Here is a 17,489-nt window from a genome sequence, read left to right as displayed (position 1 = left end):
ATCAGGCCTTTCGGGCGACCGTCGTGCGGAGTGGGACCTCCTTGATCAGGAACACCGCCGCCAGCGTCAGCAACGACGCCACCGCGGAGATCCCGAAGACCGTGCCGACCGCGTCGCCGTATGCGGCCCGCACCGCCTCGGCCTGCACCGGCGGGAGCGCGGCGAGGTCGGAGAGCCCGGTGCCGGCGCCCGCCCCGCCGCCCAGCATGTCCGACACCCGGGTGCTGAGCACCACGCCGAGGACCGTGACGCCGACGGTCCCGCCGAGCGAGCGCAGGAACGCCACCAGCGAGCTGGCGGCACCCACGTCGCCGACGTCCACGGTGTTCTGCACGGCCAGCACGAGGTTCTGCATGGTCATGCCGAGCCCGAGGCCGAGCACCACGAGGAAGGCGCCGACCCGCGGGATGGGTGTGGTGTGGTCGACCGTCGACATCAGCGCCAGGCCGGCCGTGATCATGACGGCACCGGTGAGCAGGTAGGGCTTCCAGCGTCCGAACCGGCTGATCAGCTGGCCGGACCCGGTCGAGGCGACGAGCAGTCCACCGATCAGCGGCAGCGTGAGCAGGCCGGCCGTGGTGGGGTCGTACGAGCGGGCGATCTGGAAGTACTGCCCGAGGAACACCGAACCGCCGAACATCACGATCCCGACCACGAGGCTGGCGACGACGGACAGCAGGACGGTGCGCTCGCGGAACAGCCACAGCGGCACCACCGGCTCGACCGCCCGCCGCTCCACGAGCACGGCCGCGGCGAGCGTCAGAGCGCCGAGCGCGGCCAGTCCGAGGGACATCGGCGAGCTCCACGCGAACTGTTCGCCGGCGAGCGACACCCACACGAGCAGTACGGACACCCCGCCCGAGATCAGCGCGGCACCGGCGTAGTCGAGGTGCACCTCGCGCCGGACCGTCGGCACGTGCAGGGTGCGCTGCAGCACGGCCAGCGCGACCAGCCCGACCGGCACCCCCACGAAGAAGCACCACCGCCAGCCCAGGGCGGGCGTACTGACGAGCAGGCCGCCGGCGAGCGGGCCGGAGACGGTGGCCGCGGCCAGCACCGAGCCCAGGTAGCCGGAGTAGCGGCCGCGTTCGCGCGGCGGGATGAGCGCGGCGATCACGACCTGGGCCAGCGCCTGCAGGCCGCCCGCGCCGATGCCCTGAACGGCACGCCAGCCGATCAGCGTGCCCATCGAACCGGCGAGCCCGGCGCCGACCGACCCGAGGATGAAGATGACGATCGCGATCTGGACCAGCAGCTTCTTGCTGAACAGGTCCGAGAGCTTGCCCCAGATCGGCGTGGTGGCGGTGGTGGTGAGCAGGGTCGCGGTGACCACCCAGGTGTAACCGGTCTGCGAGCCGTGCAGGTCGGCGATGATCGTGGGTAGCGCGTTGGCGACGATCGTGCTGGACAGGATCGCGACGAACATCGCGAGCAGCAGGCCGCTCAGCGCCGTGAGGATCTCGCGGCGGCTGCGGACGGGCTCGTCGAGCACGGTCCCGCGGTGCTGTGCCGGGTTCTCGGCGGCACCTTCCCGGGCAGTCAATTGCATCGCACAAGCATACATTTGAATGGTTGCACCATACAACTGAAAGCGGTGTGACCCGGCCCTCAGGACGAGGCCCGCGTCAGGCAGGGGTGATTCCGTCGCGGTGGCGGCGGGCGAGGGCTCGGTAGGCGGCCGGGTTGCCCTCGACCCACCAGCGCGCCGACGCCGTCAGCGGGCCCTTCTCACGGGCGGCGCCGCCGAGCACGAGCCGGTCGTCGGCAACCACGGTGTTCGGGGGCACGGTGGCTCCGGCGCCGATCAGGCAGCGGGCCCCGATCCGCGCGCCGTCCTGGACCGTCGCCCCGTTGCCGATCAACGCCTCCGGCCCGATCACACAGCCGTGCACGACGCACAGGTGGCCGACCGTGGCGCCGGCGCCGATCTCCGTGACGGGGTCGTTGCCACCGTGCAGCACCGAGCCGTCCTGCACGTTCGCCCCCTCGCGCACGACGATCGGACCGAAGTCGGCGCGCAGCACGGCGTTGTACCAGACCGAGGCGTGCGCCTCGACGCGCACGTCGCCCACGAGCGTGGCGGTGGGCGCGATGAAGGCGTCGGGGTGGACGGTCGGGGAAAGGCCCTCGAAGGCGAACAACGGCATGCGGCGGAGAGTGCCACCCGAGCGGGTCCGGCGTGCCGAACGGGTGACGCGCTGCGAGCGCGGGAACCTGGGCGCGGAGGTGATCGGATGGTCGCGCGCCGGGGTGCGACGCTCGCCCTGTCCGCTGCCGCGCTGCTGGTGGCACTCGTCGCCGGGTGCGGTGCCGAGCCGGATGCCGTGGACCGGGTGCCCCCCGCTGTGCCGCCCGGCGCCGGGACGTCCCCGACGCCGGCTCCCGGCCCGACGCCGACGCCCTCGCCCACCGCTGCGCCCACACCGACGCCGGCGCCACCGCCGGAGCCCGACGACGGGCCGCAGGCCACGGTCCCGGTGTACTTCGTGAACGAGACGGCGGCGGGCTACCGGCTCCAGCGCGAGTTCCACCGCGTTGCCGGCGGCGACCCGGCGAGCGCCGCGGTGCGCGAGATGCTGGCGAACTTCACCGGTGCCGACCCGGACTACCGGACGTACTGGCCCGCGGGCACCACGCTGCGCGCCCCCGTCACGCAGGACGCGGGCGCCATCGTCGTCGACCTCGCCGGCACCGGGGTCGGGGCGGTGGGTGCCGGCCTCGCCGAACTCACGGTGCAGCAGCTGGTGTTCACCGTGCAGGGCGCGCTCCAGTCGAGCTCCCCCGTCCGGATCCTGGTCGACGGGCAGCCCGTGCCCGAGCTGTGGGGGGCGGTCGACACCTCGGCTCCCGTGGAGCGCGGCGACCCCTACGCGCTGCGCTCGCTCGTGCAGATCGACGCCCCGGCCGACGGCGCGCAGGTCGGCCGGGAGGTCGAGGTCAGCGGCGAGGCCGCGGTCTTCGAGGCGACGGTGCTCTGGGAGGTGCTCCAGGACGGCGCCCTCGTGCAGAAGGGGGCCGCGAGCACGAGCGAGGGCCAGCGGTTCGCGCCCTTCAGGTTCACGGTGACGCTGGAACCCGGCGACTACACGGTGCGCATCCGCGAGGACGACCCGTCCGGCGGCGAGGGGCGCCCGGTGCTGACGGACGACAAGACGTTCACGGTGGTGGGCTGAGGCCCGCCTCCGGACGCTCAGTCGGGCGGGGTTCTCGGGGCGCGCAGGCCCAGGCTGCGCAGCTCCAGTGCCGCCAGCGCGCGAACGACGCCGCGGTCGTCGCGCCGCCACGCCGCGGCCGGGTCGGGCGATACCGCGAGCAGCTGCCGCACCGGCCTGCGGGCGATGGCGCGCAGCGCGAGCAGGTCGGTGTCGACGGCGCGGGCGGCGACCGCCGAGCGGGCCAGCCGGGCGTAGCGCAGCCGCAGGGGCAGCCACACGAGCAGCACCGGGAGCGCGCCGAGCAGCACGACGACGACGCCCGTGCCGAGAGCGACGGCGGCGATCGTCTCCACCTGCTCCTGGCCCGCGGTGGTCAGGGAGTCACCCGCCCCGGTGCCGGTGGCCAGCGCCCGCGCGAGATCGTCGCCGACGAAAGGCACCTCGGACGCGGTGCGCGCAGCGCCGTCGAACGCGCCGCTGATGGAGTCGCCCGCCCCGGCGAGCGCCCTCGCCGGCTCCTGCAGGCGGAGGACCACGCCGTGTGCTGCGCGCGCCACCAGCACGCACAGCGTGACCCAGCCGATGGCCAGCACGTCGGCCAGCAGCTGCAGGAACGCGCGGGCGGGACGCTCGGCGTAGAAGCGCATGACGGCGGAGCTTAGTGCGGAGCGATCGCCAGTTTTGATCATGCGGCCGACGCGCGAGCCGCACGTCAGGTCGCCCGCGACCGCGCTGACGTACGCCGCGCACGCCGGCGCGTCGTCATGATCGCCAGGAGTGGTGTGAGGGCGTCACATGGAGCCGGTTGCCGAATCGGTCAGGTCTGCACCGCGGGCGCTGCGTCGATCACGGGCACATGGTGGTCGGTCGATCTTCGCTGGCCGGGTCGCGGTTTGCGGTGATCGATCTGATCAGTACCTGGGTGCGGGTGCTGCGACGGTGGCGTACCTGTCGGAGTGATCACGGCCTGGTGATCGGCCCGAGAAGTGCGTGGGTGCTGTCGCGGCGACGTCAGGTACTTCTCGCAGCGATCACCATCCCTCTCGTGTCCGGTCGCGCCCCCGGTTCGGCGCCCGCCACGCACCCCGTCGACGGGTCGCGTGAGAGGAGAGGGGGGCGTGGGCGACCGGTTGCACCAGGCGCAAGAGGCCGGCCGGCGTGGTCGAGGATCTCGGGGGTCGGGGCGAGCGAAGTGAATCAGGCGACGGCGGTTGCCTCGAGCTCGATCATCTGACCGGGGATCGCCAGCCGTGTCACCCCGAGCATCGTGGTGGCCGGTGCCACCCCTGCCGCGCCCAACCGCGATGCCAGCACTCCGTAGTGCGGGAAAAGCAGATCCACATCGGTGGTGTAGACGTTGAGCCGCACGAGGTTCGCGAGGGACATCCCGGCCTCTTCGAGCACGGCCTCCAGGTTGTCGACACTCAGCGTCAACTGTGCCGCCATATCACCGTCGTGCTGGGGCTTGCCGTCGTTGCTCATCGCGGTCTGCCCGGAGCAGTACAGCGTTCGGGCCTGCCCCGAGACGACCTCACCCTGGTTGAATCCCATCCCCACCGACCACGTGACCGGGTTGACCGCCGTTCGATCCATTGTCCTATCAGCTCCATTTGATTCGTCGAGGTCCTCTACATCCATGAGCCTCTCACCAATACACGACATCCTTGGTCATGTATTCTGGTAACGTTCTCGTATGCGCGCCGACCGGCTGGTCTCGCTGGTGCTGTTGCTGCGCCAGCACGGTCGGCTGACGGCGACAACGCTGGCCCGCGAGCTGGAGGTGACCCCTCGCACCGTGCTGCGCGACATCGAGGCGCTGTCCGCGGCCGGCGTTCCGGTCTACGCAGAACGCGGCAGGCACGGCGGGTTTTCGTTGTTGCCCGGTTTTCAGACCGAGCTCACCGGACTGAATCACGACGAGGCGCTCGCTCTGCTGGTTGCCGGATCGCGGCGCGGCGCACAGGTGTTCGGCCTCGGCTCGGCGCTCGCGTCGGCGATGCTCAAGGTGGTCGACGCGCTGCCCGAAAGCTACCGGGCCACCGCGAGCGACGCGGCGCAGCGATTGCTCATCGAGCCGGAGACGGATTTCCTCGCGCGCCCGCTGGTCGCTGAAGAGGTATCCGACACCGTGGTGGCCGAGGTTCGGCGCGCGGTGCTCGCCGGGCACAAGCTGCGCATCCACTACGCGGCTGTGGACCAGGCCCCGAAATGGCGCACGGTGGACCCGATCGGCCTCGTCACCGCACGTGGCCAGAGCTACTTGCTGGCCACGAGGTCTGGCGCAGACCGCACCTACCGACTCTCCCGGGTATTGGGCGCCGAGGAACTCACCGAGCCCGCACAGCGACCGAAGCGGGTTGATCTGGATCAGGTCTGGCAAGAACGCAGCACGCGCTTCCGGACCGGCGGCGACCAAGTCACCGTGCTGGCACGGGTGAATCCGGCGATGCGGGAGGACCTGCTGAACACCGCACTGGCCGTCCGCGCCGAGGAAGCCGGCGCGGACGGCTGGCTGCGGCTGGAGGTGACCTTCCAGGATTCGCGGCACGCCGAATGGGCACTGTGGCAGCTCGGCACCAACGCGGAAGCGCTGGCCCCGCAATGGTTGCGCACCGCCCTCCGCAACCGCGCCACCACGATTGCCGCCTGCTACGAGCAGTCGCACTGAGAGTTGCCGGCTCCGCGATGCGGAGGCCCCACCCCCGTCGTCATCCCTCGGTGGAGAGCTGGAAGGTGAGCTCGCGGATCCGTGACCGGCGCGTCGAGCGACGGGCGAATCACGCAAAGCCACAAAATCAGGACGAATCGGACGTGGTGCGCATCACGTCACCGTTGCGCTCACTCCTGTGCCCTGCCTGGAAACCTTCTGTTAATCTCGCCGTGCGGTACGGCCTTCGGGTCGGTGGCCTGGTTGCTGACGTTGCGCAACTCGGTCCTCCGGCACCTGGCCACCTGGGCGTGACGAACACCGTCCAGTAGCGGGTCGCTGCCTCTGGCGCGACGTGCAGCACGTCTCCTCTGTCTGTCATGCCTCCATGGCGACGGTCTCGCAGTTCCTCTGCCCTCTCGCACCTCGGTGCCCACGATCCACGGGAGTCCTTCGCATGCGCACGCATCCTCGTCACGACGGTGGGGCCAGTGGCCTCTCCGCGTGCGGTGATGTCGCCGTGCGGCTGCGGCTCTCGCCGAGCGACCGGCTCCTGGTGGCCGTGAGGTGGACGTTCGGCCTCGGTGTCGCGGTCGCCGCGATGTGGGTCGGGGCTGCGTTCCTGGCGACGCCGGCTTCCGCTGCGGCGGTCGTTCCGGCGGGTGCCGCTTCGCAGAGCCTCCAGAAGGGAGGCAAGGACAAGGGCTCGGACGGCGGCAAGTCGAAGAAGAAGGACGAGGGCTCGGGCGACAAGAAGAAGTCCGAGAGCAAGGATGAGGACTCCGGCGACGAGAAGAAGTCCGAGGACAAGGATGAGGACTCCGGCGACGAGAAGAAGTCCGAGGACAAGGACGAGGACTCCGGCGACGAGAAGAAGTCCGAGGACAAGGACGAGGACTCCGGCGACGAGAAGAAGTCCGAGGACAAGGACGAGGACTCGGACGGCAAGAAGAAGTCCGAGAGCAAGGACGAAGACTCGGACGGCAAGTCGGAGAAGCAGGGTAAGTCGGAGAAGCAGGGCAAGCGATCTGGTGACCCGAAGAACTCCGGGGAGCAGGGCGAGGAATCGGACGCCGGCAAGTCGGAGAAGCAGGGCAAGCGTTCCGGTGACCCGAAGGACTCCGAGGAGCAGGGCAAGGAATCCGGCGCCGGCAACTCGCAGGGCAAGGGTGCAGACGGCGAGAAGTCGGAGAAGTCGGAGAAGAAGACCGAGGCCGCCACCGCGGACGAGACCGAGGAGGAGGCCGAACCCGGCCACGGCGAGAAGCCGAGCGGGAAGACGGCCAAGGCCGGCCACGGTGGGAAGAACGCCTCGAAGCAGGCGGAGGCCGGAGACGGCGAGAAGCCAGCTAAGAAGAAGACCGCTGCGAAGAAGGCCGCCGCGAAGAAGGACGAGGCCGACCCCACCGAGAGCTCGGCGGAGGAGGCGAAGGCCGATCGCGGCCGGAAGGCCCAGAAGGACCGGAAGAAGGCTGAGAAGACCCGCGGCCGTATCGACGCGGACGCGCTGCGCGAGAAGGTGGAGGCCGCCGCGGAGCGCCTCGGCGAGGAGTTCGAGGACGTCGCCGAGCGTCTCGACGCGGAGCGTTCGGAGCGCGCGGAGGCCGCCGCCGACTCGAAGCGGCACAAGAAGGCTGCCACTTCGAAGCGGCACAAGAAGAAGGCGGACGCCGGCGAGGCGCCGCAGACGGCGTACCGGCACGCGTTGCGACAGGAGCGGGCCGACCGGGCGAGCGCCGACGAGGGTCGGGCGAAGCGGGGCGGTTCGCACGCCCGTGAGCGCGCGCCCCCGCGCGCGAGCGTGTTGCGGTCGACGTCGGACGACGAGCGGTCCGACGAGGACGAGGACGAGCGCGAGTACGACGACTCGGCCGAACAGACCGAGCGGGTCCTGGACGGGCGGCTGGACCTGGCCGACAGCAAGGCCACGCTGACCAAGGAGAAGAAGAAGCTCGCTGCCGCGGAGAAGGCGGCCGCGAAGAAGCCGTCGAAGACGACGTCGAAGAAGAAGGCGGCAGCCGCCAAGAAGGATGCGGCGGCCGCGAAGAAGAAGGCGGCGAAGGCGAAGAAGTCCTACGCCGAGAAGCAGCGCAAGCACGAGCGGCTGTCGCAGCAGGTCGAGTCGGACAGCGCACAGCTCTCGCCCGAGCGGGCCGAGCTGGTGGACGAGGTCCTCGACGGGCAGCGCGACATCGGCAAGCGGTCGGCGGCGCTGAAGCGGGAGAAGAAGAAGGTCTCCGCGGGCGAGATGAAGGCGGCCACGTACCGCAAGCACGTCAAGGCGCACGAGCGCGCCACGAAGCAGGTCTACGAGTCCACCGACGAACTGCGCGAGGCGGCCGGTGTCGACGCCCCGGACACCGTGCAGGACGACGATCTGGACGGGAAGGGCTCCGCCGCCGGGTGCGGGTCGAGTGGCGTGTTCGTCGCCTGCGGAGCGGTGAGCCAGGACGATGACGGAGAGCAGGACCGCGACGAGTGCATCGCGGTGTCGGGGAGCTCGACCGGGTGCGGGGTCTCGACCCGCGTCGGCGACACCAAGGCGTCCGCGTCCTGCGCGCTGAAGGGGTCGAGCAAGAACTGCCGCAGCAGCGCGACGTCCGGGAAGACGGGCGGCAAGGCCGCAGGCGACACCGCCGAGAAGGCGGCGCACGAGACCGGGCGCGACTCGAGCCGGACGACGTCCGCGTCGGGCACGTGCTCGGGCGACTGCGCGCAGAGCAGCCGCGCTGACCGCTCGGATGCGGTCGCCGAGTGCCGGACCGACGGCGGTTCGTGCTCGGGCAGCGCGAGCGGTGGGGCGGACTCGGGCGCGGACGGCGCGAAGGCCGGGCGCAGCGCCGCCGAGAAGGTGTCGCGCAAGACCGTGCACAAGGGCTCGGCGTCGGACCGCTGCACGGCCGCCTCCGGGGGCTGTGAGGGCTCGGCCGCGGTGGCGGTCGACGAGGACGAGACGGTCACCGCGGAGGCGGACGCCGGCTGCGCCGATGGGGCCGGCGGCTGCGCCGGGCGGGCTTCCACCCGGACCGACGGCTCGGCCTCCGGTACCACCGACGAGGACGCGAGCACGGCGCACCTCGCCGCCGCGACGGCGACGAAGGCGGCCCGCCCGGCATCGACCTGGACCAGCGACGCCGGGTCCACGGCCGGCTGCACGACGAAGGCCGGCTCGTGCGGTGCGCGTAGCAGCATCGAGCGTTCTGAGGACGAGCAGGATCGCGACGGGTACCGGGCCTCGGCCGACGTCGAGGCCGGCTGCGACGGCGCGACGCGCTGCTCCGGCACGGGCTCGACCACGACGAAGGCATCGGTCTCGACCACGGCCCCGACCGCCACGGCGGCTTCCACGAAGAAGCCCGCGGTCCGCACGACGAGCGGCTCGGCCGGCTGTACCACCGCGGACGGCGACTGCGCCGCGGACGCGTCGTCCAGCGCAGGGGTGGCGCACTCCGAGGGCGACTCGGCCGGCGACGCCGCCTCCGTCACCGGTGTGACCCGCCGCGCGGTGCTCGACGCCTCCAGCGACGCGCGCGCCGGCGCCGACTGCTCCACCGCGTCCTGCACGGGCACGGGCCGCACGGCCACCACGGCCGCGGCCTCCGGCGACATCACGGGCACGCGCGACAGCAAGGCCGGCTCGGCCTGCGAGACCCGCGGCGCCGGGGGTTCCTGCTCGGGCGAGGCGGGCAGCCGCATCGAGAACCGTGACGCCTCCACGGCGGCGACGCCCGGGGTGGCCCAGGTGTCCGGCCCCGTCAGCGTCTCGCACGCCGCGGCCGGTGCGGAGTGCTCCGGCGGCGACGGTTCCTGCGGCGGGAAGGCGACGAGCTCGACGAGCGCCCGCGACACCGCGGTCTCGCCGCATCGCCGCGGGTCGTCGAGCAGCGCGACCTGCACGGTGACCGGCGGCGACTGCCGGGGCGAGACCACCTCGGACGCATCCAGCGCGCCGGACCACCTCCGCATCGACCCGAAGACCGGGCTCCCGGTGAAGGGCCAGGCGACCAGCGGCCCGTCCAGCACGTCCTCGGCGAGCGCGTCGGTGGACTGCGAGTCGGCCGGCTGCTCGGGCAGCGCCGGCACCAGCTCGGCCGCCTGGGACGGTGCCGTGGCGGGCGGGAAGCCGCGGACGTCGACGGCCTCGACCACGTGCACGGCCGGGGGCGGCAGCTGCCACGCCGAGACGCGCTCGGTGTCCTCGACCGGGCCCGGCGTCACCGCAGAACTGGCCGCCGACAGCGCGACGCCGCTGCACGCCGGTCGCCGCCCGGCCGGACCGTCCGCGGCGTCGGTCGCGGGAGCCCAGCTGGGTTGCTCCGGGGACAGCGTCTGCGAGGGGAAGGTCACGAGCGCCGCGTCCGCGACGGACCCTGCCACCTCCCCGCACGCGCGCGGCTCGCGCGGCCAGGGATCCTGCGAAGGCGTGTCGGGTGGTTCCTGCCAGGCCGTGACGAACGCAGGCGCCTCTTCGGGACCGGACGCCAACAGCATCGCCCCGCTGGTGCAGGCGCGCTCCACCGAGAACGCGACGGTGTCGAGCGGGACCACCGGTGGCGACGACACCGGCGACCAGGGCGGGCAGGGCATGCCGGGGCCGGACGAGCCCAGCACGCCGCCCGCGCCCACGGCCCCCGGCTCCTCGGCGGGCTCCGGTGCGCCGACGGTGCCCGGCGCGTCGAGCTGGTCGATGTCCTCGGCGACCCTGGACTGTTCCGGGTCCGAGGGCTGCTCCGGCACCGCGCGCAGCTCGGCATCGGGCAGCGACGGCCCGAGCACCAGCAGCGGCGGGGTGGGCGCGCGCGGCCCACCGGCGGGCGGATCGTCCTCCACCGGCAGCTGCACCAGCTCGGAGAGCGGCTGCCAGGCCTCCACCAGCTCGACCGCGGGGTCGGGTCAGGTCGTGGCCGACATCGTCGCAGAACAGCAGAACGACGCAGCCGAACAGGCGAAGCAGCAGGCCCTCGAGGCCGAGCAGCGCGCCACGCAGGCTGCAGACACCGCCGCCCGTGAGGGCGCGACCGCCGCGCAGCGCAAGACCGCCGCCGCGGCCGCGAAGGCGGCGAAGGCAGCGCGCAAGACCGCAACCGAGGCCGCGAAGCCGGTCACCGGGGCGCCGGCCACCTTGGCGCAGTCGGATGCGACCGCGCAGTGCGCCGGTGCCGGGTGCACCGCCGCGACCACGGGCGCCACGAGCGGCACGCCGGGCCGCACGCAGACCGCGGCCACCTGCACCGCCGCCGCGAGCGGGTGCGGGACCACCAGCGAGGCCACCGCCTCCACCGGGCGCGACTCCGGCCAGAAGACCGGCAAGGGCAAGAAGGCGAAGGCCCTCCCCGGCTCGTCGGGCAACGCGCAGGCCGGCTCCCAGATCGACTGCCCCGAGGCCGGCTGCACCGGAACGCTCACCGGCAGCGTCACCACCGCCGCCGGACCGAAGGGCCAACGCAGCACCAGCACCGCGAAGGGCTCGACCGGCTGCGCCGGCAGCACCGCCTGCCGGGCGCAGATCAGCACCACCTCCTCGACGGCGTCCGCCGCGCCGGGGGCGAAGACCCAGCAGCGCTTCGCCACCACCACCGCCACGGTGTCCGCAGCCTGCGATGACGGCTCGAAGACCGGATGTGCCACCCGTACCTCGTCGCGGTCGAACGCCGTGGGCGCGGCGAAGGTCAAGGGGAGCTCCACCGCCACGTGCGCTACGGCGGGCGGATGCGAGTCCTCGACCGGTGGCTTCGCGGCCAAGGGCGTCGCCGAGTTGACTGCGAGTTGCGCGGGCACGGGGTGCCGCACCCGTACCGAGGGCACGGCTCGTGCTGCCGCGCTGGGCGGGGTCAACAAGGCGACCTCGCGCACCGACTGTTCGGCGGGGAAGAACGGGCAGTGCGCCACTTCCGGTCGGGTCGGAGCGACCGAGTCCGGAGCCGAGGTCTCGGCGGCCTGCCAGAGCAGCTCGGGCTCGACCTGCCGGCACAGCTACTCCGCGAGCAGCAAGGCCGGCTCGGCCACCGGTGGCAACCGGGCCGCGGCTTCGGCCGGCTGTGGTGCCCGTGGCGGGGAGGGCTCGGGCTGGTGTGGCACCAGCGCTCAGGCCCAGACCGGCGCCGACGGTGCGCAGGCTGCCGCAGCCTGCCAGGGCAGCAAGAACGCCGGCTGCCGCTACTCCTATCGGGCGAGCACCTCCGCGCGGGCGGGCGGCGGCGCGGCACGGGCGCATGCGGCCGGTCACGGTGCGGGCACCACGGGCGCCGGCCAGGTGACGACCTCGGCCTCCGCGCAGGCGGGCAACGGGTCGGCGCAGGCCGCCGCGTCCTGTCAGGGCAGCGCGGGTACTTCGTGCGGTTACTCGTACTCGGCGCGGTTGGCCGCTTCCGCTCCTGGAGCATCCGCTGATGCCTCGGGTTCGGGTTCGGGTGGCATGGGCGGCGGCTGGGTCGCGGTCACCGCGCAGGCGGGTTCGGCCGTGTCGCCGGACGGGACGAAGTCTGCGAACGCGTCGGCGTCCTGCTACGGGAGCGCGGGCACCAGCTGCAGCCATCACTACGAGGCGAGCCTGTCGGCCTTCGCCGGAGACCGGAAGAAGAGCCGGACGAAGTCGTGGGCCGAGGCGTCTGCTTCCGGTTCCGGTGGTGGCGGCATGGGCGGCGGCGGCGTCTCGGTCGCGGTGCGGGCCTACGTCAAGGGCAACCACGCCGAGGCCTCTGCCACCTGCTCCGGGGCGGCGAACTGCGCGTCCCCGTTCACAGCGCACGCGGCCGACTCGGCCGGCGCGACCGACACCGACCCCGGGTCCGGCCGTACGCGGAAGTGGAGCGCGAACCACTGGACCGAGTGCTCGGGCAGCAACGGTGGCTGTGGCGTCACCGCGCACGCCGTGGCCGGCCCGAACGGCGGGAAGGACGGCGGCTGGGGTGAGTGCACGACCGGCAGCTGCCCGGGCTTCCGCGAAGGCGGTGCCAACACGTTCGTCCTCGTCGGGCCGGCGCCGGGGGCCAAGGGGACGAAGGGCAAGGGCGGCAAGCTCAAGCCCTACAAGACGATCCAGGAAGCGCTCGCGGCCGCCGAGAAGCTGAAGGGCAAGAAGCGTGAGATCCTCGCCGTCAGGGAGGCCGACGGCGACGTCGCCCTGATCGTCCGCAACACCGACGGAACCGTCGAGACGCAGATCCGCGACTCCGGTGTCGTCACCGAGTCCAACGGCGCTCAGCACGGGAACCCCTGCGGTCCCGAGTGCGACGAGCCGATGGAGATCACGGGCAAGAACGGTCAGAAGGGCCGGTACGACCCTTCGGCGAAGGAGGGCCACCAGTTCAGCGGGAGCAACCCGACGGGGCAGGGCAGGTCGAGGGACACGGCGCACAGCAGCGGCGGCTTCCGGCTGTCCGCTGACGAGCACGGCAACCGAACCGGGATGATCGCCGGCAAGGGTGCGATGCGCGACGGCGTCAGCGGAACCGTCACGCGCTCCACCACGTCGCGAAACACCACGGCGGCCACGTTCGTGGGTGGGAAGAACAAGCGCTTCTACGGCGACTGCACGGGCACCTGCACCGTCGACGCCCCGAACCCCCGCAACCCCGGCAAGATCGACCACGTCGAGATCGGCAAGGCCGGCGGCAGCTTCGTGGGCCGCACCAAGGCCGGTGCCCCCGCGCAGGTCGCCTTCAACGGCGCCGGCTTCTTCCGTACCGCGGACGGCGACACGTTCAGGGCCGACCGCAACAAGGTGATCATCGACGTCGACAACGAGACGCGCCGGACCGCCGACCACGTCAGCACCATCACCACCCGCGACGCCGCCGGCAATCCGGCGACGTGGGACTTCGCCACCGGCCAGACCGGGCGCATCACGCTCAAAGAGGGCTACGTCGTCACCAACCGGGACAACCGAAAGATCAACTCGCCTGACCCGAAGGTCGTCTACCAGGGTCGGCACGCGATCGATCAGCTCAAGGGCAGCTCGCCCGGCCGCGACGGCAAGGGCGGCGTGCTCGACTGCGCGGGCCACTGCTCGGTCAGCGGGCCCGGCATCAGCAAGAAGAACACCACTTGCGACGTGTGCCACTGGGTCGAGCACCTTGCCACCGGGAAGGGCGAGACGCCGGGCGGCTACCGGGAGATCACCAACGCCGGACGCAAGATCACCACCTACACCCCCGACGGGGACCGGCAGTCGTGCTGGGGTTCGTGCCAGTACACCCAGGTCAACCGGGACGACCACGGCAACGGTGGGTTCGCGGTCTGCTCGGCGAGCTCCCTGCGAGGCGGGTGCAGCGGGACCAGTGCCGAGGGCACCACCGTGACCGACAGCGTCAAGGACGACGTCCACTGCGAGTCGAAGAAGCACTGCTCCATGCCTGGCACCCGGCTGCTCTACGAGAACGCCGATGGCTCCCACCAGGGCTACTCCTGCCGAAGCGGCAAGTGCAAGGGCTCGAAGGGCGTCCGCCAGTTCGAGTGGAAGGGCGACCCGGACGAATCCTGGGCGCTGGTGCTGGACGACACCTTCCTGCGGCCGTCCCTGAACACGCCCGAGGACAAGGCGCTGGCCAAGGAGATGCGCAAGACGGCCAAGAAGCTCGGTATCGACTGGAAGGTGAGCGACGGCCTGCTGCCCTTGACCAAGGCGGCGCGCGCCAAGCTCAGCGCGGAGGACAGGAAGGCCTACGACCGGGCGCTCCAGAAGCGGGACCCGAAGACCGGCTTCCTGTCCCCGAAGCTTTCCCAGACCGATCGGGACCTGATGGCCGGGGAGTACCTCGGCGCGCAGAGCGATGACCACCGGCTGCACAAGAAGTACGGCAAGGTCTGGGACAAGGACATCGAGCCCACCCTCGATGCGATCGACAAGGCCAACGCCAGCGGTGGCGGGACCAGCGCTGCGGAGCGCGCGAGGCTGCAGCCGAAGGTGGATGCGCTGAACGCGAAGTACCCGGGGTTCCTACCCGAGTGGAACGCTGCGCGCGGCATCCTCAACGGTGTCGATGACGCCACCCACGTGCGGCGCAAGGTCAAGGCCGCGGACCCGAAGCTGATCAGAGATCCTGCGGTGCGGGATTACTACAGCCAGGTCGCCGGCTCACTTGGCCCGGGCAGCGCGTACGACCCGGACCGGCCAACCGTGGAGGAACGCGCCCTGGCCAAGCTGGAGGGGGGCAAGGGCGGCAACTCGGGGCTGCGCTACGACCCGTCGCAGATCGCGTTGCTGGGTCTGCGACCTCACCAGACCCGGCAGGACCGGCAGACCGCCGCCTACGAGAAGGACGCCGCGGCGCACCGCAAGAACGTGATCGCCTTCAAGGCCGGACCGTACGACAACGCCATGGCGTTGCGTCTCGACGCGAAGACCGACGCGCTCGACGCGCGGTACAAGGCGCTGGAGAAGGACTCCAAGAAGCTCAACGGTGCGATCGATGAGGTGCAGCCCAAGGCGAGCGGGGTGGGCGCCGACCCGCGTTCCGGCGACCTGGCGTGGGCGGGCGCCTCGGGTGATGGGCGGTGGGCCGGCCGGCTGCGTGCGGGAGACGCCGACCTCGACCGGCTGAACGACACGATCACCGCGCTGTCGGCGGACAAGAAGAACAAGAAGCTGGTCGAGGGGCTCGCCTGGGCAAACGGTGTGGCGTCGCTGAACTACTCCGCGCTCAGCCGCAACCCGGAGCAGCGCGCGGCCGGTAACAAGCTCAAGGGCAACCGCAAGCTCGGGGAGGCCGACATCGGCCTGCCCACCGTCAACGACGACACCACCCCCATCCTGGGCTCCTACGTCAGGCAGCCCGGGTACAGGAACGACGCGCCCAAGGCGCTCGAGAAGTACATCAGGTCCCTGTCGAAGGACGAGCTCGCCGACCTGGCCTCGCAGCAGTCGGTGGACGACTTCGCGCTGAGCACGTTCAAGATCGCCAGTCTCGGGAGCGGCGAGAAGCGGCGCAAGAACCTCCTCGCCCAGCTCGGCGGCGACGAGGGCGCCGCCGACGCCGTTCTCAAGGCGTTGCGCGACGAGGGCCGCAAGGGAGCGAAGGCCGAGACCGTCCCGTTCCTGTACCGCCACGGTGGCCAGGACGAGTGGACCCCGATGGCGCTGTACCGGGTCAGGAACAAGGACGGCAAGTACCGGTTCATCGATGCCGCCGGTGGGACCTACACCTCGCTGAAGAACTACCGGGATCGCAACGAGCTGGCCGACGACTCGGAGATCATCGCGCTGAGCGATCTGTCGGCGAAGAACCCGACGACCGGGGGCGAGCTCGACCTGACCATCACCTCGGCCCATCACACCTCGACCTCCGAGAAGGTCATGGAGAAGGCCGCTCCGGTGATGATCCTCACCGGTATGGCGCTGGATGTCGCTGCTGCCGCCGCCACGATCGGCTCCGCCGGCATCGGTGCCCCCGTCACGATCCCGGTCGCCGTCGTCGGCACCTCCTTGATCGCCGGCGGGGCGTCCTACTACGCCGCGGCCGCCGGTGAGGACCTCTGGCAGCGGCACAAGCACAACCAGAGCGTCAACCCGCTGACCAACGCCACCGCCCGCTCGGACGTCCTGATGCTCGCCACCGCGCCGATCGGGTTCGGCAGGCTGGGCTCCGCGGCGCTGCCGAAACTGTCGGCGCGGGCGGCGTCCAACCCCGTGGTCCGGGGGGCCGCAACGTCCTACCGCGGGGTCGCCCACACCTCCTTCGCCGGGATGTACGTGGAGAGCGCCTACCACACGGTGCGGGACTGGGACTCCATGACGCCTGGCACGCGCGAAATGGCGGTGCACAACCTGGCTTTCGGGGCCACCGTCATGGGCGCGGCCGGAGTGGGGCGCTACGGGCGGCCCACGGCGGCCACGCCGGCACGTGGTGGTGGAGGCCTGCTACGCGGCGAGACGGCGGGGACCGCCAGCCGGCCGCTCACCGAGCGGATCAACGAGCTGCTGCCGTCCAGCAAGGCGCAGATCTCGGTGGGCACGCTCACCCGTCGGTTGAACACCTCGACAGAGGCGGCGCCGGTCAGCCAGGCCGACGTGGCCGGGGCGATCAGCGGCGCACCTCGACACTGGACGGGCCAGTCCCGCTACAAGGTGCGCCACAACGGGAGCGGCGGTGCCTACGTCCAGCGGACGCGGGGGCGCGGCCCATCGGCTCAGGCGTGGGCCGCCACGAACACGGCCGGTTCCCGCACCCCGGGCGACCAGCCGGGCACCGTGGAGCGGCTCGAGGCTCCGGCGCGCAGCGAAGGCTCCGTACGCCGCGCCGCCGAGGGCCCCGCGGCCCGGGAGCGCACACAGGCCGACACGCAGGCCCGTGGCTACCAGCGGAGCGCGGCAGAGACCGCGGATCGCGCACATCGAGACGCGGCCGAGACAGCGAACCGCGCCTACCGGGAGGCTGCCGCCGCCGGAACCCCGGAGGCGCTGCAGCAGGCGCGGAAGACCGCGGACGACGCCTACCGGAAGGCCGCCGACATCACGTCCGGGGCGTACCGGAACGCGGCCGATGCCACCAACCTGACGTACCGCAACGCCGCGAAGTCGACGAGGGGCGCGTACCGGGACGCGGCCGGCCGGATGGCGGAGGGCGGTGCTCGCGACGGCCGGACGGCCCCGGCGACGGCGGCCCCCTCCCGCTTCGGCGGCACCATCTCCCTTCGCGCGCCGGGAGAGTCGAAGTCGGCGCAGGGTGCTGATCCCGCCGGTCCCGCCG

General features: G+C 72.0%; 7 protein-coding genes (1 of these 7 cut by a window edge). 3 read left to right on the top strand and 4 right to left on the bottom strand.

What is annotated here, in order from left to right; translation table 11 throughout:
- Position 1 precedes the first annotated feature (1 nt).
- Positions 2-1,549 (bottom strand): MFS transporter, encoded by a 1,548-nt coding sequence (locus tag CFP66_RS07965; RefSeq protein ID WP_094921831.1) that lies wholly within the window; start codon positions 1,547-1,549, stop codon positions 2-4.
- Between the two features lie 76 nt (positions 1,550-1,625).
- The gene (locus CFP66_RS07960; protein WP_094921830.1) at positions 1,626-2,147 is read right to left on the bottom strand and encodes a gamma carbonic anhydrase family protein; all 522 of its coding nucleotides are present in this window, start codon (positions 2,145-2,147) and stop codon (positions 1,626-1,628) included.
- An 87-nt stretch (positions 2,148-2,234) separates the two neighbouring features.
- Here CFP66_RS07960 and CFP66_RS07955 point away from each other — a divergent pair, with 87 nt between their 5' ends.
- Positions 2,235-3,173, top strand: a complete 939-nt coding sequence (locus CFP66_RS07955) for a Gmad2 immunoglobulin-like domain-containing protein (protein ID WP_094921828.1) — start codon at positions 2,235-2,237, stop codon at positions 3,171-3,173.
- A 17-nt stretch (positions 3,174-3,190) separates the two neighbouring features.
- Here the strand turns inward: CFP66_RS07955 and CFP66_RS07950 are convergent, their stop codons facing one another.
- Both CFP66_RS07950 and CFP66_RS07945 read right to left on the bottom strand, forming a co-directional pair.
- On the bottom strand, positions 3,191-3,802 hold the full coding sequence (locus CFP66_RS07950; RefSeq protein WP_094921827.1) for a hypothetical protein: 612 nt from the start codon (positions 3,800-3,802) through the stop codon (positions 3,191-3,193).
- 550 nt (positions 3,803-4,352) lie between these two features.
- Positions 4,353-4,748: a RidA family protein gene (locus tag CFP66_RS07945; RefSeq protein ID WP_094921825.1), complete on the bottom strand. Its 396-nt coding sequence runs from the start codon at positions 4,746-4,748 to the stop codon at positions 4,353-4,355.
- 100 nt (positions 4,749-4,848) lie between these two features.
- Here CFP66_RS07945 and CFP66_RS07940 point away from each other — a divergent pair, with 100 nt between their 5' ends.
- Positions 4,849-5,823, top strand: coding sequence for a YafY family protein (locus tag CFP66_RS07940; RefSeq protein WP_094921824.1), 975 nt, complete (start codon positions 4,849-4,851; stop codon positions 5,821-5,823).
- A gap of 436 nt (positions 5,824-6,259) precedes the next feature.
- Positions 6,260-17,489: the 5' portion of a DUF4781 domain-containing protein gene (locus tag CFP66_RS07935; protein ID WP_143517167.1), read on the top strand. 26,654 nt of this gene lie beyond the right edge of the window; only the first 11,230 of its 37,884 coding nucleotides appear in the window; its start codon is at positions 6,260-6,262; its stop codon lies off the right edge, out of view.

This window comes from Pseudonocardia sp. MH-G8 (assembly GCF_002262885.1).
In the GTDB taxonomy this organism is placed as follows: Bacteria; Actinomycetota; Actinomycetes; order Mycobacteriales; family Pseudonocardiaceae; genus Pseudonocardia.
The sequence above is the reverse complement of the archived record's forward strand: the minus strand, read 5'-3'. Positions and strand labels throughout refer to the sequence as shown.

Excerpts from the sequence above, each read along its gene's own strand:
- CFP66_RS07965 (WP_094921831.1), bottom strand. The coding sequence starts at position 1,549 with ATGCAATTGACTGCCCGGGAAGGTGCCGCCGAGAACCCGGCACAGCAC.
- CFP66_RS07960 (WP_094921830.1), bottom strand. The coding sequence starts at position 2,147 with ATGCCGTTGTTCGCCTTCGAGGGCCTTTCCCCGACCGTCCACCCCGAC.
- CFP66_RS07955 (WP_094921828.1), top strand. The coding sequence starts at position 2,235 with ATGGTCGCGCGCCGGGGTGCGACGCTCGCCCTGTCCGCTGCCGCGCTG.
- CFP66_RS07950 (WP_094921827.1), bottom strand. The coding sequence starts at position 3,802 with ATGCGCTTCTACGCCGAGCGTCCCGCCCGCGCGTTCCTGCAGCTGCTG.
- CFP66_RS07945 (WP_094921825.1), bottom strand. The coding sequence starts at position 4,748 with ATGGATCGAACGGCGGTCAACCCGGTCACGTGGTCGGTGGGGATGGGA.
- CFP66_RS07940 (WP_094921824.1), top strand. The coding sequence starts at position 4,849 with ATGCGCGCCGACCGGCTGGTCTCGCTGGTGCTGTTGCTGCGCCAGCAC.